The sequence below is a fragment of the Streptomyces sp. NPDC048338 genome (genome assembly GCF_043201055.1).
Classification (GTDB): domain Bacteria; phylum Actinomycetota; class Actinomycetes; order Streptomycetales; family Streptomycetaceae; genus Streptomyces.
The window spans coordinates 98,090-120,018 of record NZ_JBICYQ010000005.1 but is presented as its reverse complement, the minus strand read 5'-3'; the positions used below and the strand labels follow the sequence as shown (position 1 = coordinate 120,018).

The window sequence follows — 21,929 nt, the reverse complement described above, 5'->3', positions numbered from 1 at the left end:
CTCAGGCGGGCAGCGTATCGACGGTCAATTCCCGTCGGACGAGGCCGGTGTGCACGCCGGATGAACTCTTCCGGTCCTGCGGAGAAACCGCTGCCGCGCGCCGATCGCCAGCAGGCAGAGCAGGGCCGTGGCGCCGATCGCGCCGCCGAGCCGCAGTCCGGGCGGCCGGAACGAGCAGCCGACGGTGGTCGCCGTGCCGTCGAGCGGAACGGCGATCAGGCCCAGGTGGCGCCGGGCGGGGACGGGGGCGGCGTTCCCCGCGGAGCAGGTCCAGCCGGAGATCCGCGGGACGGCGACGAGGGCGGTGCCCTTGCTGCCCGGCGGGAGTTCGGCGGTGAGGGTGTGGCCCGAGGTCCGTACCGCGGTGGCTCCGGTCGCGGTCGACCGGCGCACGGCCTCGGTCAGCCGGTCCTCGATCAGGCAGCCGACCGGCTGCCGGGGCAGTGCGGGCCGCGTGGCGGGATCCAGTGCGATCCGTACCTCGCCCGAGGCGGGCACGGTGCCGAGCGGCTGCATGGGGCCGATGACGGCGGGCGGACGGCCGGCGAAGGCGACCGGGGCGCCGCCCGCCAGGGCCGCGGTCCCCCGGTAGTCGGGAGCCCAGAACCACACCTGGGCGCCGGCGGGGCAGGAGGCGGTGAGGGTGACCGCGCCGCCCCGCGGGCCGGTGGCGCGGCGGGGCGCGGCGGGCACCTCGTAGACGTCGGCGCCGAGCAGGGCCTCCTGGTTGGCGAAGGCGGACGGGCCGAAGCGGGCCTCGCGGGCCGGCAGCCGCAGGTCGGGACGGACGGTGACGAGCGGCGGCACGGGCGTGTCGGCGGTGGTGATCGTGGCCTCGGGCAGCCGGTCGGTGCGCAGCGGGGCCGACGGCGCCGAGCGCATCCGGGTCCCGATGGAGAAGATCGCGTCGGTCACGGGGTTGTCCAGGCTGACCGGGTGGCGGCCCTTGGCGTAGGAGCCGAAGCCGAGCGAGGCCAGGGTGCGCGAGGTGACGTCGGCGGTCAGGCTGCTGTAGTAGTCGGCTCCCTGGCCGCCGACGAGCAGCACGTCGTTGCCGCCGGGGACCTCGCCGGGGTCGGTGCGCTGCCGGGGCCAGGCGTCCTTGCTCTCGGTGGCCCGTGCCATGTCCGCGTGCCAGGGCCCGAGCCTCGGGGCCCAGGAGACCTCGGCCAGCTGCTGCCGCTCGATCCGGCCCGCGCCGATCGCGGTCTCGCCCGCCTGGGCGAGGACGAGCAGGGCGACGGCCACCGCGGGCATGACCTTGGTGCCGACCGCCTTCCGCCGGGCGAGGAGGACGGCCGCGGCTGCGAGGACGGCGAGCGCCAGGGCGGCGGCGAAGGCGGGATACGTCCAGCGGTCGACGACCGGGCTCTCCCGGGTGGCCAGGGTGAGGGCGGCGAGGACCGCGCCCGCGCCGAGCAGCGCGGGCGTCCGGGGCAGCCCCTGGGCCGTGGACAGCCAGGCCGCGATCAGCAACAGGCCGCAGAGCACGAAGGTCTGACGGTAGGGGATGCCGTTGGGCGAGGCGCCCGCGTGCCAGAGGAGATGCGTGGGTTCCCACTGCATCGAGAGCGCGACCAGTGCGATCGCGGCCGTCCAGCCGAGCCGGGTCCGCGGGGTGACGGCCCCGTTGAAGGGGAGGGTGAGGGCCAGCAGGAGGGCCGGGGTGCCGATGAAGAGGGCGGGGCTGGCGACGCTCGCGGTGGCGGGCAGCAGACGGGCGAGGAACTCCGTCCAGGCGACGGCCGTGAACGTCGTCTCGGGCGTGGGGTCGGCGACCCGGGTGGCCAGGAAGATCACCAGGACGAGCGGGGCCGCCAGTCCGACGCCGACGAGCACCCCCCGGGCGGCACGGAGCAGTCCGGCGAGACGCCGGCGGCCGGTGTCGTCGGCCGTGCACAGGCGGACGGCGAGCACGACGGCCGCGCCGAGCGTCGCCATGTACGCGGTGTAGAAGTTCGCGTACCAGGCCACGGCCACGACCAGCGGGCCGAGGACGGGGCGGCGCCCGGCCCGGGCCCACTCGCCGACCAGGCAGAGCAGCGGGAAGGCCAGCAGGCCGTCGAACCACATCGGGACGGTGGCGGCGAAGTTCAGGGTCCAGCCGCACAGCGCGTACGCCGTCCCCAGGACGGCCGCGACCGGCCACGGGCCGGGGCGCAGCCTCAGGAGCAGCAGCGCCATGGCGGCCCCTGCGGCGGTGATCTTGGCGGCGGTGACGACGTAGAGGGCGAGTTCGGCGCTGTCCGCGGGGAAGAGCAGGACCAGCAGGTCGAACGGGCTGCTGAGGTACGTGCCGTAGTCGCCGAGGAAGTTGGCGCCGAAGCCGGAGTTCCAGTTGAGGAAGAGGTCGCCGTGGGTGTCGCCGCGCAGCAGCCGGCGCCAGTACGCGTGGAACGGCAGGTACTGCTGGCCGAGGTCGACGGTGTTGCGGGTGGTGGGCCCGAAGGGATGGCTGCCGGCCAGCAGGCCGCCGAGGCAGAGGACGGCGCAGGTCAGGAGGGCGGCGGCGGCCGAGGCGCGCTGCGGGGCCCTGTGCCGGGCGCGTCGCGTCCACGCCCGGGCCCGGTGCCAGCGCGCTGCCGTGGCGTGCCCGGTGTCCTCGGGTCCCGAGGTCGACGCCGGCCGTCCGTCGTCCTCGGTCCGGGTGTCCCCGGCCGTCGCACCCCCGGCGCGTTCACTCTCGGCCTGGGCGGATGCGGTCTCGGCAGCAGGGGGCACGCGTCCTCCGGGATGTGTCGCGCGGATGCGCGGAGCCCGGGCGGGACGTCACGGGCCGACGGCCATTACCGCCGAGCCGGGCGACCCGCATCCGATCGGCAGACGGTGCGCGGGTACACCCGAGGTGAACTCGCGGTGCCGCGGCCGGCCGGGAGGGACGGTCAGGAGGGGGTGACGGGGAGCACGTCCGGGGAGAGCGAGCCGGCGTGCGCCGAGGCGCTGGTCATCCGGCGCCGGTGGTGGCGCCGGCACAGCACCTCGTAGCCGATCTCCTCGGCCGGCCGGTTCACGTCGCCGACGACGACCTGCTCGCCCTCCACGACCATCTCGCCGCCCACCGTGCGCGCGTTGTGCGTGGCGCGGGCCCCGCACCAGCACATCGCCTCGACCTGGAGGGTCTCGATGCGGTCGGCCAGCTCGATCAGGCGCTGCGATCCGGGGAACAGCTTGGTGCGGAAGTCGGTGGTGATCCCGAACGCGAAGACGTCGAGGTCCAGGTCGTCCACCACCCGCCCGAGCTGGTCGATCTGCTCGGGAGCGAGGAACTGCGCCTCGTCGACGATCACGTAGTCGACCTTGCCGCCACGGGACATCTGGTCCACCAGGTAGGCGTACAGGTCCATTCCGGGGGCGGCCTCGACCGCCTCGGTCACCAGGCCGAGGCGCGAGGAGAGCTTGCCCTCCCCCGCCCGGTCGTCGCGCGTGAAGATCACGCCCTGCAGGCCGCGCGCCGAGCGGTTGTGCCCGATCTGCAGGGCCAACGTGCTTTTCCCGCAGTCCATCGTTCCGGAAAAGAACACCAGCTCGGGCATGGGAGGTCGGGGACCTTTCGGGTCTGGGAAGCGGAGGGGCCGCGGGAGCGGAACGGGGAAGGGACGGGCAGGGTCAGGAACGGACCTCGAGGAGCGGCACGAGCTGCTCCGCGGGTGTCATCGATCCGTGGACGCCGACCATCGCCGACTCGTGCGGTTCGTTGACGGAGGCGGTGATGATGACGTCGTCGTGGGCGGCGGCGACGACGTCGCCGATCCGGCCGTGCACCCGCTCGTCGATCCCGTCACCGGGCCGGCCGAACCAGCCGAGCGCGACGGCCTCCTCCCGGCTCGCCACCCAGAACTGCTCCCCGAGCACCTCGCGCCAGCAGGTCAGGACGTCGGCCTCGGCACCCGGGACGGCGTAGACGTGGCGGGCACGCCCTTCACCACCGAGCAGGGCGACGCCCGCCCGCAGCTCCCAGTCCTCGTCGAAGTCGATCCGGGACTGCTCGTCGAAGGGGATGTCGACCATGCCGTGGTCCGCGGTGACGTAGAGCGCGGAGCGGGGCGGCAGCTGTTCGGCCAAGCGCTGGACGAGCCGGTCGACGAACATCAGCTGGCCGCGCCAGGCGTCGGAGTCGACTCCGAACCGGTGTCCGGCGCCGTCGAGTTCGCTGTAGTACGTGTAGACCAGCGAGCGGTCCCCGCCGGCGAGCTGCTCGGCCGCGAAGTCCATCCGCTCCTCGCCGGAGAGACGTCCGTGGAACGAGCCGCCGCTCAGCGCGATCTTGGTGAGCGGTGTGTCCTGGAAGATCGGCGAGGAGACCTGCGCGGTGTGGATGCCGGCCTTGTGGGCGAGCTCGAAGACCGTGGGGTACGGCTGCCAGACGCGCGGGGAGGTCCACGGCTTCCAGCGGAGCTGGTTCATCAGCGCACCGGTCGCGGGGTTGCGGGCCGTGTAGCCCGGCAGCCCATGCTCGCCGGGGAACCGGCCGGTGCCGACCGAGGCGAGCGAGGTCGCGGTGGTCGCGGGGAACCCCGCGGTGATCGGGCGCCCGGTGCCGCCGCGCGATCCGGCGAGCAGCGAGGTGAGGTACGGCGCCTCGTCCGGGTGGGCCTTGATCTGCTCCCAGCCGAGCCCGTCGATGAGGAAGACGCAGTTCCGGTCCGCCGGGGTGAGCTCGGCGATCCGGGCCTCGAAACCGGGCACCCCCTGTCCGGCGACGAGGGTCGGGAGGAGGTCGGCGAGCGAGCCGGAGCCGTACGCCGGGAGGGGCGCGGTGTCCAGGGCGAGCGGGACCGGATCGTCCGGCCACCCGGAGGCGACGACGGCGGGCTGCACCATCAGCGGGTCGCCGCGGTGGCTTCGGAGAGCGACTGCGCGAAGGCCAGGGTCTGCCGGACGGTGTCCGGCCCGTCGCCCGCGTCGCTGACGCGCAGGCTGAGGTCGTCGGCGGTGGCGTTTCCGGTGTAGCCGTGGTCGGCGTCGCAGTTGGGGTCGCCGCAGGCGGCGGGCTCCAGGTCGATGCGCGAGACGGCGCCCCAGCCGATGGTGAGGACGACCTCACGGGGCAGGGTGCCGGGGGTGTACGACTCCGGGTTCGCGACGACGCGGCTGACGACGACCGAGGAGATCCGGTCGAGCTTGACCGATTCGGTGGAGGTCGTGGCGTAGGGCGTCGGGGAGCTGGTGTCGGCGTTCTGCTCGTCGGTGTGGCTGACGATGAAACGGTTGGCCGTCAGGACGAGCACGGTGACGTGGCGGCGGACCTCGTTGGAGTCGAACGTGGTCTCCTGGTGGACCAGGTACGACGCGATCGCCTCCCCACCGACGGCGGCCTCCACCGCCTCGGCCACGAGGGCCGGGTAGTAGCCGCTGCGCTCGATCGCCGCGCGCAGCCCCTGGGTCGTCGTACCGGTCTTTGCCATGGACTCCATCCTAATCCGTCGGAAGGGGCGCTCCGGGACGCTTGGGCGAGCACCCGTCCGGCTTGCGGGCCGATGAGGCGGGGCGGGCCGCTGGGAGGGGTGGCCTCTCTCAGTAGCTCGGCAGGCGGCGCGGGCCGAGGTCGGTGCGGGGCGGGGGCGGGGCGAGGCGGACGGTGGCGCCGAGCACGGAGAGCCCGTGCGGGGCCACGACGACGGGTTCCAGGGTGATCGCGACGACCTCGGGATGGTCGTCGACGAGGCGGGAGACGCGCAGCAGCAGTTCCTCCAGGGCCGGGGTGTCGACCGGGGCGGAGCCGCGCCAGCCGAAGAGCAGCGGGGCGGTGCGGATGGAGCGCACGAGCTCGGCGGCGTCCCGGTCGGTTGCGGGGACCAGCCGGTGGGACGTGTCGCCCAGCAGCTCGGAGGCGGCTCCGGCGAGCCCGAAGGACAGCACGGCGCCGACGGCGGGGTCGATGGCCGAACGGACGACGGTGTCGACGCCGCGGGGCACCATCGCCTGTACGACGGGGTGGAGCTCCTCGGGCTTGCCGAGGGCCTGGGTCATCTCGGCGTAGGCGGTTCGCAGTTGCTGTTCGGTGGCCAGGTCGAGCCGGACGCCCCCGAGGTCGGGGCGGTGGCGCAGATGGGGCGCGGTGGTCTTCAGCGCCACGGGGTAGCCGAGCCGCGCGGCGGCCGCGACGGCTTCGTCGGGGCCGGGCGCGGGCTGCGTCGGCCGGACGGCGATCCCGTACCGCGCGAGAAGCTCGCCCGCCGCGTCCGCGTCCAGGGTCACCCCGGCGGCTTCGGCGTCCTCCCCGAGCAGCCGCTCGATCTGGGCGGCGGCGCCGCTCTCGTCGATGTCGTCGTACTCCGGCACCCGCCCGGGCTCGGCGGCCTGCCGCCGCCACTGTCCGTACCGCACGGCTTCGGCGAGCGCCCGCACGGCCCGCTCGGCGGCGGGGTAGGCGGGGATGCCCCCGGTGGCGTGGCCACCGGGCGCGGGGCCGTCGCCGGTGCGAGGCACGGAGCCGTCGACGCCGCGGGGGGCGGATCCCGGGGGCCCGGGCGGGCCGGACGTGGGGGCACCGGGTGCGCCGGCCGGGGCGGGGGCGACGCGGGAGGCACCGGGAGCCGGGGGCGGCGAGGAACCGGCCGTCGGCTGTGCGGCGCCGGGAGCGGCCCGGCCGGCGGTGGACCCCGGGCCTGCCGGGCCGGCCGCCGGCTGCGGTCGCGTGCTGGTGGCGGCGGAGAGGGCCTCCGCCAGACCGCCCATCTCGACGTGCACGACGAGCACCGGCTTCGCCGCGGCCGGGGCGGAGGCGACCGCCGCGCGGAGGTGGGCCGCGAGGACCTCGCCGTCGCCGGACTCGACGGCGCCGTTCTCCCCGACCCAGGGGATCGCCGTCACCACGACCGCGTCGTTGGCGTCGTCCACAAGCGCCGCCGCCAGCGCGTCGCGGAAGTCCGCCGGGCTCGCGGCGGTGGTCAGGTCGAGCGGGCGCAGCGGGCGCAGACCCTCCGTCAGGCAGGCGTCGTACGTCAGCAGCCCCAGCGACTCGGAGTTGCCGAGGATCGCCACCCGCGGCCCGGCCGGCAGGGGCTGGCCCGCGAGGAGCAGGCCGGCGTCGACCAGCTCGGTGACGGTGTCGACGCGGATCACCCCGGCCTGCCGGAGGAGCGCGGAGACCGTGGCGTGCGGGATGCGGGTGACGGGCACCCGGTGTCCGGGCGGCGCGCTGCCGCTGTGCCGGGCGCCCTTGACCACCACGACCGGCTTGACCGCCGCCGTGCGGCGGGCCAGCCGGGTGAACTTGCGGGGGTTGCCGATCGACTCCAGGTAGAGCAGGACGACGTCCGTCTCGGGGTCGTCGTACCAGTGCTGGAGGAAGTCGTTGCCGGAGACGTCCGCGCGGTTGCCCGCGGAGATGAAGGAGGAGAGCCCGGCGCCGCGCCGGTGCAGCCCGGCGAGCAGGGCGATGCCGATGGCTCCGGACTGGGTGAACAGGCCGATCCGGCCGGCCGCCGGCATCTGCGGGGCGAGCGAGGCGTTGAGCCGGATCCCGGCGGACGTGTTGATGATCCCGAAGGCGTTGGGCCCGATGATCCGCATCCCGTACGAGCGGGCCTGCCGGACCAGTGCGCGCTGCCGTTCCCGGCCCTCGGCACCGCTCTCCGCGTAGCCCGCGGAGAGGACGACGAGTCCGCGGACGCCGTGCTCGCCGCAGTCGGCGACGGCCTCCGGCACCCGTTCCGCGGGGACGGCGACGACCGCCAGGTCCACCGGTTCGCCGATCTCGCCCACGGAGCGGAAGGCCGGCACCCCGTCGAACGCGGCGGGCGCGCCCGCCTCCAGGCTCCGGTTCACGGCGAGGACGCGGCCGGTGTAGCCGGAGGCGACGAGGTTGCGCAGCACCGTCCGGCCCACCCCGCCCGGGGCGCGCCCGGCGCCGATCACGGCGACCGAGCCGGGGGCCAGGAGGCGCTGCACGGAGTGGGCCTCGGCCCGCTGCTCCCGTGCGCGCTGGACGGCGAGCGAGCGAACGGTGGGTTCCAGGTCGAGGTGGAGCCGTACGGCTCCGTCCTCGAAGCTGCGCTTCTGGGTGTAGCCGGCGTCCGTGAAGACCTTGATCATCTTGGAGTTGGCGGGGAGCACCTCGGCCGCGAACCGCCGGATGTCCCTCTCCCGGGCGACCGCCGCGATGTGTTCGAGCAGGGCCGAGGCCACCCCCCGGCCCTGGTGCGCGTCCTGCACAAGGAAGGCGACCTCGGCCTCGTCGGCCGGGGCGCTGGCGGGCCGGCCGGTGGCGTCGATGCGGTCGTAGCGCACGGTGGCGATGAACTCGCCGCCGACGGTCGCCGCGAGTCCGACCCGGTCCACGAAGTCGTGGTGGGTGAAGCGGTGGACGTCCTTGGCGGAGAGCCGGGGGTAGGGCGCGAAGAACCGGTAGTACTTCGACTCGTCCGAGACCTGCTCGTAGAAGCTGACCAGGCGGTCGGCGTCGTCGACGGTGATCGGCCTGATGCGCGCGGTGCCGCCGTCGCGCAGGACGACGTCCGCCTCCCAGTGGTCGGGGTATGCGTGTTCAGGCTGTTCCGACGCGCTCTGCATGGGGTCAGCCTACGACCGGGGCACGACGCCGGCACCGGTCGCGCACGACGTGGGTGCCGTGCAAGGTGGGAGGGCCGGAGGGCTGTTCCGGCCGGGCCGGAGGTCGGCACGAGCACCTCGCAACCCATGAGAGACTGGTCTAGACAACCGGCCAAGACTTGAAGGGCAACACCATGGCTGAGCGCCGCGTCAACGTCGGCTGGGCCGAGGGCCTGCACGCCCGCCCCGCCTCCATCTTCGTCCGTGCCACCACGGCCTCCGGGATCCCCGTGACGATCGCCAAGGCCGACGGCAACCCGGTGAACGCCGCGTCCATGCTCGCGGTGCTCGGCCTGGGTGCGCAGGGCGGCGAGGAGATCGTGCTCGCTTCGGACGCCGACGGCGCCGAGGTCGCTCTGGACCGTCTGGCGAAGCTGGTTGCCGAGGGGCTCGAGGAGCTTCCCGAGACCGTCTGACGACACCTCACGCGGGAGCCGCATCCGTCCGAATTCCGGCGGGTGCGGCTCCTTCGTCCATTCCGGATTCATCCGGGGCGGTACGGGCCATTGATCGCCGCCCAGGAAATGCGCACACCGAATTTCGGGCAGCACGATATCCGGCCCCCGTATTCACTGTCTTTGTATACGGCGCCGCCGTTAATTCCGGATGCTCGCGGTGTTTACGGCATGTTGCGAAGGCCTCACACGGCCGTGCCCGGACCGTTTGGGACGGTGCCGCGCCAGCGAGCGCTCGGCGTGCAGCGCGGTCAGCGCCCGCGCCCGCTCGGCGTCGCCGCGGGCCACCGCGTCCACGATCGCCCCGTGCTCCGCCCACTCCTCCACCGGCTGCGCCGCCGGCTCGATCGCGTACATCCAGGCGATCTTGTGGCGGAGCTGGGTGAGGAGCGCCGTCAGGGCCGGACTGCCGGCGGCCTGCGCCAGGGTCTCGTGGAACCAGCCCCCCAGGGACCGCAGATCGTCGCCCTGCCCCCGTCTGGCCCGCTCCTGGCCCAGCCTGACCAGGCCGCGCAGCACCTTGAGATGGGCCTCGGTGCGGCGCTGCGCCGCGCGCGCGGCGCCCAGCGGCTCCAGCAGGGCCCGCATGTCCAGCAGGTCCGCCGCCTCCTGCTCGGTGGGCTCGGCGACATGGGCCCCGGCGTGCCGGCGGGTGACCACGAACCCCTCCGACTCCAGGGTGCGCAGGGCCTCGCGGACCGGGACGCGGGAGACTCCGTAGCGGCGCGCCAGCTGCTCCTCGGTCAGCCGGCTGCCGCGCTCGAAGACACCGGAGACGATGTCGTCCCGGATCGCCGTGCATACCGAGTGCGCGGGAATGCGCATGTTCGACCTCCGCCTTAATCCGCGCGAAACCCATCCGATGGACGCCTGTTCGCCGACCCTTCGTGAACTCTATTGCAGCAGAGGGATATTTCCGAAGGCCACCGTCGGCCCATGGATTTCTTTTGGCCTGCAAAAAAGCCCCGGCTCAGTACGAGCCGGGGCTTTTCTGACGCGGGCGGGGTTCAGACGCTCACACCGCGCGCACGCAGGTACGCGATCGGGTTGATGTCGGAGCCGTACTCGGCGGTGCTGCGGGCCTCGAAGTGGAGGTGGGGACCGGTGGAGTTACCGGTCGACCCCGAGAGACCTATCTTCTGGCCCGGGGTGACGGTCTGGCCGACCGAGACGCTGATCGCCGAGAGGTGACCGTACTGGGTGTACGTGCCGTCGTGCATCCGGATGACGATGTTGTTGCCGTACGCGCCGCCCCAGCCGGCCTCCACGACGGTGCCGGAGCCCACGGAGACGACCTTGGTGCCCGAGGAGGCGTGGAAGTCGACCCCGGAGTGGCTGCCGGAGGACCAGAGCGAGCCGCCGGTCTTGTAGCCGGTGCTGACGTACGAACCGGCGACGGGGAGCTGGAAGGAGGCGAGGCGCTTGCGCTCGGCCTCGCGGGCCGCGCGCTCCTTGGCCAGGCGGATCTCCTTGGCGCGGGCCTCGGCCTTGCGCTTGGCCTCCGCCGCGGCCCTCTCCCGGGCGGCGGCCTCGACGGCCTCCCGCTCCTGGGCGGCGGCCTGGGCGCTCACGGTGTCCGCCAGGACGTCGGCGACGACGGTCTGGTTGAGGCCGGTGTCCTCCAGCGAGGGGGCTTCCGTGTCGGCGGCGAGCGCCGGGGAAGCGAGGGTTCCGATGACGCCGGTGGTGGCGAGGGTGGCGATGCCGGCGATGCCGGCGCCACGGCGCGCCATACGGCTCGGTCCACGATGCTTCCCGGTGGCACGGGTGAACGCCATGTAGTGGCTGATCCTTTCCTTCCTTCTCGCCTACCGGGTTAGCTGACGGGTTCGGAGCAGGAAGGTCTCCTACGGGCCCCTCCGCACGGGTGCGAAGGCGTCCGATTCACCCCAGGGACTTCGTTGTGGGTCCCCGGCTCCCCAGGCTCGCGCCTGACGGGGACTCGGCGATGACTGTCCGATGCCGCGGGCGCGGCGGGTGCAACTGGCGGACAGCCGGAACGAAGCTAAGCGGACCGTCTTTCAATCGCCAAACAGACAGGCCCGTTTGTAAGACATGCCACAGGGCAAACGATCACTCAGCCCTCCATTCCGGACAAAGCAGAGGACCCCGACATACCACTCGATCGGGGTCCCGCTGCCGTGCCTTTTCGGCCACCGGTCTCGGCAATCAGCCGGAGACGACGGTCACTGCGCCGATGCCGAGCGCACGGACCGGGTCCGCGATCGCGGCGGCGTCGCCAACGAGGACGGTGACCAGACGGTCCACCGGGAATGCGTTGACGACGGCGGCGGTCGCCTCGACCGTGCCCGTCTCGGCCAGCCGCGCGTACAACTGCGCCTGGTAGTCGTCCGGAAGGTGCTGCTCGACCTGGTCGGCGAGCGTCGCGGCGACGGAGGCGGCCGTCTCGTACTTGAGCGGCGCCACGCCCACGAGGTTCTGCACGGCCACGTCCCGCTCGGCGTCCGTCAGACCCTCGGCGGCGAGGGTGCGGAGCACCTTCCACAGGTCGTCAAGTGCCGGTCCGGTGTTGGGGGTGTCCACGGATCCGCTGATGGCGAGCATCGAGGCGCCGTTGCCCGCGCCGTCGGAGCGGAGCACCTGCCCGAAGGACCGGACACCGTAGGTGTAGCCCTTCTCCTCGCGCAGCACGCGGTCCAGGCGGGAGGTGAGCGTGCCGCCGAGGCAGTACGTCCCGAGGACCTGGGCGGGCCATACGCGGTCGTGCCGGTCGGCCCCGACGCGGCCGATCAGCAGCTGGGTCTGGACGGCGCCGGGACGGTCCACGATGACCACCCGGCCGGTGTCGTCGGCCGTGATCGGCGGGACGGGGCGGGCCTCGGCGGTGTCGCCCGTCCAGGCGCCCAGCGTCTCGGCGAGGATCTTGTCCACGTCCACGTCGGTGAAGTCGCCGACGACGACGGCGGTGGCCGTGGCGGGGCGGACGTGGGCCTCGTAGAAGGCACGGACGGCCGAGGCGTCGATCGCGGCGACCGTCTCCTCGGTGCCCTGCCGCGGCCGGGACATGCGCGAGCCGGCCGGGAACAGCTCCTTGGAGAGCTGCTTGGCCGCCCGGCGCCCCGGGTTCGCCGTCTCGTGCGGGATCTCGTCGAGCCGGTTGCGCACCAGGCGCTCGATCTCGGTCTCGACGAAGGCCGGCGCGATCAGGGCCTCGGCGACCAGGCCGAGGGCCTTGGGCAGCCGGGAGACGGGCACCTCCAGGGACACCCGGACGCCGGGGTGGTCGGCGTGCGCGTCGAGCGTGGCGCCGCAGCGCTCCAGCTCGGCGGCGAACTCCTCGGCGGAGTGCTTGTCCGTGCCCTCGGACAGGGCGCGGGCCATGATGGTGGCCACGCCGTCCAGGCCCTCGGGCTCGGCGTCCAGCGGGGCGTCGAGGAAGATCTCCACGGCCACCACCTGCTGGCCCGGGCGCAGGCAGCGCAGCACGGTCAGGCCGTTGTCCAGCGCGCCGCGGTCCGGGGCCGGGAAGGCCCAGGGGCGGGCCGCACCGGGCGTCGGCTGCGGGTGGAACTCCATGCTCGTCAAAGACGCGGCGGCGTCGGTCACTGCTCCGCTCCCTCTTCCTCGTCGCTGTCGCTCTGCTCGGCGGCGACCGGCTCGTAGACCAGGACCGCGCGGTTGTCCGGACGCAGGCGGGCCTGGGCCACCGCGCGCACCTCGTCGGCGGTGACGTCCAGGACGCGGTTCACCGCGGTCAGGGCGAGCTGCGGGTCGCCGAACAGCACCGCGAAGCGGCACAGTTCGTCGGCACGGCCGGCGACGGTGCCGAGCCGGTCCAGCCACTCGCGCTCCAACTGGGCCTGCGCGCGCTCCATCTCCTCCGGCGTCGGGCCCTCGGCCGCGAAGCGGGCCAGCTCCTCGTCGACGGCGGCCTCGATCTCGGGCACCTCGACGCCGCCGGAGGTCTTGACGTCCAGCCAGCCGAGCGAGGGGGCGCCCGCGAGCCGCAGCAGCCCGAAGCCGGCGGCGACGGCCGTGCGGTCGCGGCGGACCAGGCGGTTGTGCAGCCGGGAGGACTCCCCGCCACCGAGGACGGTCAGGGCCAGGTCGGCGGCGTCGCACTCGCGCGTGCCGTCGTGCGGCAGGCGGTAGGCGGCCATCAGCGCGCGGGCCGGGACCTCCTCCTCGACGACCTCGCGCAGCTGCTCGCCGATGACGTCGGGCAGGGTGCCGTCGCGCGGGGGCAGCTTGCCGTCGTGGGACGGGATGGAGCCGAAGTACTTCTCGATCCAGGCGAGGGTCTGCGCCGGATCGATGTCGCCGACGACCGACAGCACCGCGTTGTTCGGCGCGTAGTACGTGCGGAAGAAGGCCCGCGCGTCCTCCAGGGTGGCCGCGTCCAGGTCGGCCATGGAGCCGATCGGGGTGTGGTGGTACGGGTGGCCGTCCGGGTAGGCCAGCGCGGTCAGCCGCTCGAAGGCGGTGCCGTAGGGAACGTTGTCGTACCGCTGGCGGCGCTCGTTCTTGACGACGTCCCGCTGGTTCTCCATCGAGGTGTCGTCCAGCGCGGTGAGCAGCGAGCCCATGCGGTCCGCCTCCAGCCAGAGCGCGAGCTCCAGCTGGTGGGTCGGCATGGTCTCGAAGTAGTTGGTGCGCTCGAAGCTCGTCGTACCGTTGAGCGAACCGCCCGCGCCCTGGACCAGCTCGAAGTGGCCGTTGCCGTGGACCTGCTTCGATCCCTGGAACATCAGGTGCTCGAAGAGGTGGGCCAGGCCGGTGCGGCCCGCGACCTCGTGGCGCGAACCGACGTCGTACCAGAGGCAGACCGCGGCGACCGGGGTCAGGTGGTCCTCGGAGAGCACCACGCGCAGGCCGTTGGCCAGCCGGTGCTCGGTCGCTGTCAGGCCTCCGGAGCCGGCCTCGGCTGTGGCCGTGTGACCCATGGGCATGTACGTCCCTTCGATCGCGATGTGGAAAAGTCCTGCCACTGTATGCAAGCGCGCTGACACCTGGCGAAGTTCCCGCAGGTTCGTGGCGTCCCTCTTCCGGGTACCGCGGCGCTCGCGTACGGCCGACGGACGCCTTGACCGGGTCGCGGTCGGACTTGTCAGTGGCACGGTCCACAATGGTCCGCGTCAGATCAACCATGTTGGTGAAGGAGCCGCAGCCGCGATGGCCCGCCGCAGCACGAAGACACCGCCGCCGGACGACGCGTTCGAGGAGAGAATCCTCGACATCGACGTCGTCGACGAGATGCAGGGCTCCTTCCTCGAGTACGCGTACTCGGTGATCTACTCGCGCGCGCTGCCGGACGCCCGCGACGGCATGAAGCCGGTGCAGCGCCGCATCGTGTACCAGATGAACGAGATGGGCCTGCGCCCCGACCGCGGCTACGTGAAGTGCGCGCGCGTCGTCGGCGAGGTCATGGGCAAGCTGCACCCGCACGGCGACTCGTCGATCTACGACGCCATGGTCCGGATGGCCCAGCCGTTCTCCATGCGCGTCCCCCTCGTCGACGGCCACGGCAACTTCGGCTCCCTCGGCAACGACGACCCGCCGGCCGCCATGAGGTACACCGAGTCCCGGATGGCCGCCGCGGCGCTGATGATGACGGAGTCGATCGACGAGGACACCGTCGACTTCGCGCCGAACTACGACGGCCAGGAGCAGGAGCCGGTCGCGCTCCCCGCCGCGTACCCGAACCTGCTGGTCAACGGCGCGTCCGGGATCGCCGTCGGCATGGCGACGAACATGCCGCCGCACAACCTCGGCGAGGTGATCGCCGCCGCCCGACACCTGATCCGCCACCCGAACGCGGACCTGGAAGCGCTCATGCGCTTCGTGCCCGGACCCGACCTGCCGACCGGCGGCCGGATCGTCGGCCTGTCCGGCATCAAGGACGCCTACGAGAGCGGCCGCGGCACGTTCAAGATCCGCGCCACGACGACGGTGGAGACCGTGACCGCCCGCCGCAAGGGCATCGTCGTCACCGAACTGCCCTTCACGGTCGGCCCCGAGAAGGTCATCTCCAAGATCAAGGACCTGGTCGGCTCCAAGAAGCTCCAGGGCATCGCGGACGTCAAGGACCTCACCGACCGCGCCCACGGACTGCGTCTCGTCATCGAGGTCAAGAACGGCTTCGTGCCGGAGGCCGTCCTGGAGCAGCTGTACAAGCTGACGCCGATGGAGGAGTCCTTCGGCATCAACAACGTGGCGCTGGTCGACGGTCAGCCCCTCACCCTGGGGCTCAAGGAGCTCCTGGAGGTCTACCTCGACCACCGCTTCACGGTGGTGCGCCGCCGCTCCGAGTTCCGCCGGGGCAAGAAGCGCGACCGGCTGCACCTGGTCGAGGGCCTGCTCGTCGCACTGCTCGACATCGACGAGGTCATCCGCCTCATCCGTTCCAGCGAGAACTCCGCGCAGGCCAAGGAGCGCCTGATCGAGCACTTCTCGCTGAGCGAGGTCCAGACGCAGTACATCCTGGACACCCCGCTGCGCCGGCTCACCAAGTTCGACCGGATCGAGCTGGAGACCGAGCGCGACCGGCTCAACGGCGAGATCGACGAGCTGACCGGGATCCTCGACTCGGACAGCGAGCTGCGCAAGCTCGTCTCCGCCGAACTGGCCGCGGTGGCGAAGAAGTTCGGGACGGACCGCCGCACGGTCCTGCTGGAGTCGGCGGGCGCGCCGGTCGCGGCCGTGGCCCTGCAGGTCGCGGACGACCCGTGCCGGGTGCTGCTCTCCTCGACGGGCCTGCTGGCCCGCACGGCGAAGGCGGACGTGCCGGCGGCGGAGGACGGCAGGCGGGTCAAGCACGACGTGGTCGTCTCGGCCGTCGCGGCCACCCAGCGGGGCGAGGTCGGTGCCGTGACCTCGGCCGGGCGCCTGCTGCGGCTCGCGGTGATCGATCTGCCCCAGCTCCCGGACACCGCGTCCGCGCCGAACCTCGCCGGCGGGGCGCCGGTGACGGAGTTCCTCAACCTGGAGGACGACGAGACGGTGGTCTGCCTGACCACGCTCGACGAGTCCTCGCAGGGCCTGGCGCTCGGCACGCTCCAGGGCGTGGTGAAGCGGGTGGTGCCGGACTACCCGGCGAACAAGGAGGAGCTGGAGGTCATCACCCTCAAGGACGGTGACCGGATCGTCGGCGCGACCGAGCTGCGCACGGGCGAGGAGGACCTGGTGTTCATCACGTCCGAAGCCCAGCTCCTGCGCTACCAGGCGTCCCAGGTGCGCCCGCAGGGCCGTCCCGCGGGCGGCATGGCGGGCATCAAGCTCGGCGCCGGTGCCGAGGTGCTCTCGTTCACGGCGGTGGATCCGGGAGCGGACGCGGTGGTGTTCACGGTCGCGGGCTCCACGGGCACGCTGGACGACTCGGCCGGCACGTCGTGGAAGCTGACGCCGTTCGACCAGTACCCCCGCAAGGGACGGGCGACCGGTGGTGTGCGCTGCCAGCGGTTCCTGAAGGGCGAGGACATGCTCCTGCTGGCCTGGGCGGGCGAGGCACCGGCCCGCGCGGCGCAGCAGAACGGCACGCCGGTAGAGCTCCCGGAGACCGACCCGCGACGGGACGGCTCGGGCACCCCGCCGACCGCGGCCGTGGCCTCCCTGGCCGGCCCTCTCGGATAGCGCTCCGACCCCACGCGAACGCCCCCTGTCCCGCGCCACGGCGCGGGACAGGGGGCGTTCGCCGTCCCGCGGCCCGGGCGAGGGCCGGTGTCAGGACGGGTCGCGGGGCGGGACCGTGGGCGCGTACGTCGCCTCGATCCCGGCGACGATCAGGCGCAGTCCGTCCTCGAAGCCGGTGTCGTAGTCGGTGAAGAGCTCCGTCCCGGCCGCCGCCGAGAGCGGGTACTCGGCCAGCCGCTCCGCCCGCCGCTCGACGTCGAAGCCCTCGCGCGGCTGCCCCGGCACCGGCTCGGCGCCCTGCTCCTCCGTCACGAAGCCCAGCGTGAACATGTACGCCGTGGTGCTGGCCCGTACCGCCTGGTGCAGCGAGAAGCCCGCCTCGACGAGCGCGCCGAGCTGGAGCTCCATGTCCGCGGCGAAGTCGGTCCCGGTGAAGCGGGCGCCGCTGTAGACCTTGGCGCCGTCGCGATAGCGCAGCAGCCCGGCGCGCAGGCCCCGGTTGACCGCGAGGATCCGCTCCTGCCAGCCCAGGTCGCCGGCCGGCCGCGCCGTGGGGTCGGCGACCATCTGCCGGTACATCACGGTCGCCATCTCGTCGAGCAGCGCCTGCTTGTTCTTGAAGTGCCAGTAGAGCGCGGGCGCCTGCACGTTCAGCTCCTGGGCGATCGCGCGCAGCGTGAGCCCTTCGAGGCCCCGCTCGTTCAGCAGGCCCAGCGCGGTCTCCGCCACCTGCGCGGGGTCCAGCCGGTTCGTCTTCTTCGTCGCCACCCCGTCACGGTATCCCCTTGACAACTTAACACCGTTAAGGAGATGCTCCGGGCCATGGAACTTAACAGCGTTAAGGAACGTGGAGACAGTGGCATGAGCAGCGACACGAACACCGGGACGGACGTCCTCGTCGTCGGAGCGGGCCCCACCGGACTGGTGCTCGCCATCGACCTGGCCCGCCGGGGCGTGCGCACCCTGCTGGTCGAGCAGGCGGACCGGCTCTTCCCCGGCTCGCGCGGAAAGGGCGTCCAGCCGCGCAGTCAGGAGGTCCTGGACGACCTCGGCGTGCTGCCCCGCGTCCAGGCGTCTGCGTCCCTCTACCCGCGGATGCTCGCCTGGGAGGGCACGGAGCGTCAGCACGAGTGGGACATGATGAAGCGCTCCGAGCCGACCGAGCAGGTCCCGTACGCCAACACGCTGCTCATCCCGCAGTCCCGGACCCAGGAGCTGCTGCACGAGCGGCTGGCGGAGCTCGGGGGCGGGGTCCGGTTCGGCGCGGCGCTCACCGGCTTCCGCCGGTCCGCGGACGGGGTCGAGGCGGAGCTCTCCACCGGCGAGACGGTGCGGGCGTCCTACCTCGTGGCGGCCGACGGCGGACGCTCCACGGTCCGCAAGGCCCTCGGCATCGGCATGACGGGCGAGACCGTCGACCCGCGGCCGATGCTCGTCGCCGACGTCCGGCTCTCCGCGAAGGCGCTCGCGGACCGGGCCAACTGGCACATCTGGCCCAAGGCGCCCGGCGGTGGCGTGGCACTGTGCCCGCTGCCCGGGGCCGACCACTTCCAGCTGATCGCCGGGTTCGAGGACGAGGCGGCCCTCGTGGACACCTCGGCAGAGGCGGTGCGCGGGCTCGTCGCCGAGCGCACCCCGCTCGCCGCCGCGGACGTCGTCGAGGTGCTGTGGGCCTCCGACTTCCGGGCCCGCGCGGCGATGGCGGACCGGTTCCGCGACGGGCGGGTCTTCCTGGCGGGCGACGCGGCGCACGTGCACTCCCCCGCCGGCGGCCAGGGCCTCAACACGAGCATGCAGGACGCCTACAACCTCGGGTGGAAGCTCGGCCAGGTGCTGCGCCACGGCGCCCCGGCCGCGCTGCTCGACTCCTACGAGGCCGAGCGGATGCCGGTCGCCGCCGACGTGCTCGGCATCAGCACGCGGATCCACCGCGCCTCCGCCGAGGGGGAGAACACCCGGCGGGGCGAGGAGGTCCAGCAGCTCGGCCTGGGGTACCGGGACTCGGCCCTCGCCGTCGAGACCCGGACCGGGCTCGCCGAGGACGCGCTGCGGGCGGGCGACCGCGCTCCGGACGGGCCGTACGGCCGGGAGCGCCTCTTCGACGTCTTCCGCGGGCCGCACTTCACGCTCCTCGCCGTCGGCACGGAGCCCCCGGCCCTCGGGACACCCACGGTGCGCACGGCCCGCCTCGACGCGTACGAGCCCTACGGGACGGGCCTCTTCCTGATCCGGCCCGACGGGTACGTGGGCTGGGCGGGCGAGAGCGCGGACGGTCTCGCGGACTACCTCGCCGCCGTCGGCGTCGCCCCCGTCCCGGCGGCCGCCGGAGCCTGACGGGCCGCTACGGCACCACGTCCGGCGCGGGCTCCGGCTCCGGTACGTAGCGCAGGACGCCCCACATGCTGTGCTCGTCGGGGACGTCCCCGGGGCCGTTCAGCTCGCACCCGGCGAGCCCCTTGCGCAGCGCCGGCGCGTCGATGCCGGAGCCGATGAGCACCAGCTGGGTCAGCCTCTCCTCGCCGGCGGGCCAGGGCTCGGGGAAGAAGCGCAGGAAGCGGCCGACCGCGTGGACGAGGTAACGGTTGTCCGGATCGGCCGAGCCGAGATCGACGAAGCCCTTGATGCGGTAGAGGCCCCGCGGCCGGGAGTCGAGGAAGGCCATCAGGCGTCGCGGGTGCAGGGCGGTGCCGGTGGAGAACGACAGGGCCTCGTAGTGCGCGTGCGGATGCCCCGCCTCGTCGTCCGGGTCGCCGTGGAGCAGGTCCTCGATGGACATCTGCCCCTCGATCTCGCCCTCGGGCACGACCCGGTCGAAGAGGACCTCGGGGTCGACGCGCCCGTACGAGGCGCGGATCACGGCGGCCCGGTCCGCCAGTTCGGCGACCGTCTCGTGCACGGTGCCGAGCTCCTCCTCCGGCACCCGGTCCGCCTTGTTCACCACGACGAGGTCCGCGAGGGCGAGGTGGCGGTCGGTCTCGGGGTGCCGCTCCCGGGTCGCGGCGAACTCGGCGGCGTCGACGACCTGGACGAGGCCGCCGTACATGACCCGCGCGTTCTCACTGGCGAGCACCATCCGTACCAGCTCCTGCGGCTCGGCCAGGCCGCTCGCCTCGATGACGATCACGTCGAGCCCGGAGGAGGGTCGGGTGAGGACCTCCAGGTACTCGTCCAGTTCGCTCGCGTCGACGGCGCAGCACAGGCAGCCGTTGCCGAGGGACACGGTGGACCCGACCTGTCCGGCGACGGTCATCGCGTCGATCCCGATGTCCCCGAAGTCGTTGACCATGACCCCGATCCGGGTCCCGCGGGCACTGCGCAGCAGATGGTTGAGCAGCGTCGTCTTGCCCGCCCCCAGGAACCCGGAGAGGATCACGACGGGGATCTGCTGCGTGCTCAAGGGAAGCCCTCCGGTGTCTCGGCGAAGCCCCCAGGATAGGCACGCCCCGGGGCACGGCCGGGGCTCCGGGACTTCCGGTCACGCTCCGGTTCCGCTTACGGTTCCCGGAGCTCCGGGACTTCCGGTCACGCTCCGGTTCCGCTTACGGTTCCCGGCATGCGTCCCGCTTCGACCACCGCGCCACGGCACCTCGCGCGCCGTCCGCGGTTCGGCCGGCCTCGACGGGTCTTCTCGCAGGTCCTGCTCATGCAGCTGGCCATCGCCACCGGTGTCACGGTGCTGGCCACCGGCCTCTTCCTGGCGCCGCTGAGCGCCCAGCTCGACGACCAGGCCATGCGGCGCGCGCTCGCCATCGCCGAGACGACGGCCTCCCCCGAGGTGGCCGCCGCGCTCGGGCGGACCGCGCCGTCCGCGAGCGGCCTGGTGCAGGCGGAGGCGGAGCGGATCCGGCGGTCGACCGGCGCCGAGTACGTCGTCGTCATGGACACCCGGGGCGTGCGCTGGTCCCACACCGACCCCGCGCAGATCGGCAGGGTCGTCTCCACCGATCCCAGCGCGGCGCTCGCCGGCCGCGAGGTCATGGAGATCGACGACGGCACCCTCGGCCGCTCCGCGCGCGGGAAGGCACCGCTGCGGGACTCCGGCGGTGCCATCGTCGGCGCGGTGTCGGTCGGCATCGAGTACGACAGCGTCCACGACCGTCTCCTCGGGGCGATCCCTGGTCTCCTCGCGTATGCCGGCGGCGCGCTGGCCGCCGGCGCGCTCGCCGCGTACCTGATCTCCCGCAGGCTCCAGCGGCAGACCCACGACCTGGCCTTCTCCGACATCTCCGCGTTGCTCGCCGAACGCGAGGCGATGCTGCACGGCATTCGTGAGGGGGTCGTCGCCCTGGACGGTTCCGGCCGCGTCCGGCTGATGAACGACGAGGCGCAGCGCCTCCTCGGGATCGGTCCCGAGGCCGCCGGGCGCCCGCTGGAGGAGGTACTCGGCTCCGGCCGTACGGCCGACGTGCTGGCCGGCCGCGTCACCGGCGAGGATCTGGTGACCGTGCGCGGCCACCGGGTGCTGATCGCCAACCGGATGCCCACGGACGACGGCGGCGCCGTCGCCACCCTGCGCGACCGCACCGAGCTGGAACGGCTCGGCCGCGAACTGGACTCCACCCGAGGCCTCATCGACGCGCTGCGCGCGCAGGACCACGAGCACGCCAACCGGCTCCACACCCTGCTCGGCCTGCTGGAACTGGACCTGCACGAGGAGGCCGTCGAGTTCGTCACCGAGGTCGTCGGGGTCCATCGCGCCACCGCCGAGCAGGTCACGGAGAAGATCCACGACCCGCTGCTGGCCGCCCTCCTCGTCGGCAAGGGCACCGTCGCGGCGGAGCGGGGCGTCGCCCTGCGGATCACCCCCGGCTCGCTGCTCCCCGACCGTCTGGTGGACCCGCGCGAGCTCGTCACGGTCGTCGGCAACCTCGTCGACAACGCGCTCGACGCCGCCGCGGGCACGCCCGAACCGCGGGTCGAGCTCACCGTCCGCGCCGAGGGACGCACCGTCGTCCTGCGGGTCGCCGACAGCGGCCCGGGCGTGCCCCCCGACCGGCGCGAGCTGATCTTCACCGAGGGCTGGACCACCAAGGAGCCGCCGTCCCACGGCAAGCGCGGCCTGGGCCTGGCGCTCGTACGCCGCCTCGCCGAACGCCGGGGCGGCAGCGCCCGGGTCGGCGCGGGGCCCGACGGGAGCGGGGCGGAGTTCACCGTCGTCCTCCCGGAGGCGCTGGACGAGCCCGCGCCGGACGGGCCGGTGGCGGAGCCGGGCCTCCCGGTCGGCACCGGCTCCCCGGAGGAGGCCCGGTGATCGGCGTCCTCGTCGTGGACGACGACGCCCCGAGCACCGCTACGTCTGGGCGGCCTCGGGCGGCTGAGACCGACCGGGGA

Annotated in this window: 15 protein-coding genes and 1 riboswitch; of the genes, 4 read left to right on the top strand and 11 right to left on the bottom strand. The window is 73.4% G+C overall.

What is annotated here, in order from left to right:
- Positions 1-24: 24 nt before the first annotated feature.
- The 5 genes from ACGFZF_RS13750 to ACGFZF_RS13730 form a co-directional block, all read right to left on the bottom strand.
- Positions 25-2,721 (bottom strand): YfhO family protein, encoded by a 2,697-nt coding sequence (locus ACGFZF_RS13750; protein ID WP_393553933.1) that lies wholly within the window; start codon positions 2,719-2,721, stop codon positions 25-27.
- Between the two features lie 161 nt (positions 2,722-2,882).
- Positions 2,883-3,533, bottom strand: a complete 651-nt coding sequence (locus ACGFZF_RS13745; RefSeq protein WP_356604173.1) for a thymidine kinase — start codon at positions 3,531-3,533, stop codon at positions 2,883-2,885.
- 73 nt (positions 3,534-3,606) lie between these two features.
- Positions 3,607-4,821 carry an alkaline phosphatase family protein gene (locus ACGFZF_RS13740; protein ID WP_393553930.1) on the bottom strand — a complete coding sequence of 405 codons (1,215 nt, stop codon included), beginning with the start codon at positions 4,819-4,821 and terminating at the stop codon, positions 3,607-3,609.
- Positions 4,821-5,405 carry a DUF5998 family protein gene (locus ACGFZF_RS13735; RefSeq protein WP_329115009.1) on the bottom strand — a complete coding sequence of 195 codons (585 nt, stop codon included), beginning with the start codon at positions 5,403-5,405 and terminating at the stop codon, positions 4,821-4,823. The genes ACGFZF_RS13740 and ACGFZF_RS13735 overlap by 1 nt, the downstream gene beginning before the upstream one ends.
- 109 nt (positions 5,406-5,514) lie before the next feature.
- Positions 5,515-8,514: a GNAT family N-acetyltransferase gene (locus tag ACGFZF_RS13730; protein ID WP_393553926.1), complete on the bottom strand. Its 3,000-nt coding sequence runs from the start codon at positions 8,512-8,514 to the stop codon at positions 5,515-5,517.
- Between the two features lie 173 nt (positions 8,515-8,687).
- Here ACGFZF_RS13730 and ACGFZF_RS13725 point away from each other — a divergent pair, with 173 nt between their 5' ends.
- Complete coding sequence (locus tag ACGFZF_RS13725; protein ID WP_147976764.1) at positions 8,688-8,969, top strand: HPr family phosphocarrier protein; 282 nt, start codon at positions 8,688-8,690, stop codon at positions 8,967-8,969.
- Positions 8,970-9,149: 180 nt separating this feature from the next.
- Here ACGFZF_RS13725 and ACGFZF_RS13720 read toward each other — a convergent pair whose 3' ends face one another.
- From ACGFZF_RS13720 to ACGFZF_RS13705, 4 genes are all read right to left on the bottom strand, one after another.
- On the bottom strand, positions 9,150-9,833 hold the full coding sequence (locus ACGFZF_RS13720; RefSeq protein WP_393553923.1) for a GntR family transcriptional regulator: 684 nt from the start codon (positions 9,831-9,833) through the stop codon (positions 9,150-9,152).
- Positions 9,834-10,015: 182 nt separating this feature from the next.
- Entirely contained in the window at positions 10,016-10,786 is a 771-nt protein-coding gene (locus tag ACGFZF_RS13715; RefSeq protein ID WP_393553921.1) for a M23 family metallopeptidase, read from the bottom strand.
- Positions 10,787-10,798: 12 nt separating this feature from the next.
- A riboswitch (cyclic di-AMP (ydaO/yuaA leader) is annotated at positions 10,799-10,966 on the bottom strand.
- Positions 10,967-11,177: 211 nt separating this feature from the next.
- A complete protein-coding gene (locus tag ACGFZF_RS13710) occupies positions 11,178-12,545 on the bottom strand; it encodes a M16 family metallopeptidase (RefSeq protein ID WP_393554228.1) in 1,368 nt (455 codons plus the stop codon).
- A gap of 26 nt (positions 12,546-12,571) precedes the next feature.
- Positions 12,572-13,918, bottom strand: a complete 1,347-nt coding sequence (locus ACGFZF_RS13705; RefSeq protein ID WP_356604184.1) for a pitrilysin family protein — start codon at positions 13,916-13,918, stop codon at positions 12,572-12,574.
- Between the two features lie 223 nt (positions 13,919-14,141).
- Here ACGFZF_RS13705 and ACGFZF_RS13700 point away from each other — a divergent pair, with 223 nt between their 5' ends.
- Positions 14,142-16,598, top strand: coding sequence for a DNA topoisomerase (ATP-hydrolyzing) subunit A (locus ACGFZF_RS13700; protein ID WP_393553919.1), 2,457 nt, complete (start codon positions 14,142-14,144; stop codon positions 16,596-16,598).
- 90 nt (positions 16,599-16,688) lie between these two features.
- On the opposite strand, the gene ACGFZF_RS13695 is transcribed toward ACGFZF_RS13700, so the two are convergent.
- Positions 16,689-17,366: a TetR/AcrR family transcriptional regulator C-terminal domain-containing protein gene (locus tag ACGFZF_RS13695; protein ID WP_393553917.1), complete on the bottom strand. Its 678-nt coding sequence runs from the start codon at positions 17,364-17,366 to the stop codon at positions 16,689-16,691.
- 93 nt (positions 17,367-17,459) lie between these two features.
- Between ACGFZF_RS13695 and ACGFZF_RS13690 the strand changes: the two genes are divergently transcribed.
- Positions 17,460-18,932, top strand: a complete 1,473-nt coding sequence (locus tag ACGFZF_RS13690; RefSeq protein ID WP_393553915.1) for an FAD-dependent monooxygenase — start codon at positions 17,460-17,462, stop codon at positions 18,930-18,932.
- Between the two features lie 7 nt (positions 18,933-18,939).
- On the opposite strand, the gene ACGFZF_RS13685 is transcribed toward ACGFZF_RS13690, so the two are convergent.
- A complete protein-coding gene (locus ACGFZF_RS13685; protein ID WP_393553913.1) occupies positions 18,940-19,995 on the bottom strand; it encodes a CobW family GTP-binding protein in 1,056 nt (351 codons plus the stop codon).
- Between the two features lie 156 nt (positions 19,996-20,151).
- On the opposite strand from ACGFZF_RS13685, the gene ACGFZF_RS13680 reads away from it, so the two are divergent.
- Entirely contained in the window at positions 20,152-21,849 is a 1,698-nt protein-coding gene (locus ACGFZF_RS13680; RefSeq protein ID WP_393553911.1) for an ATP-binding protein, read from the top strand.
- Positions 21,850-21,929: the final 80 nt, after the last annotated feature.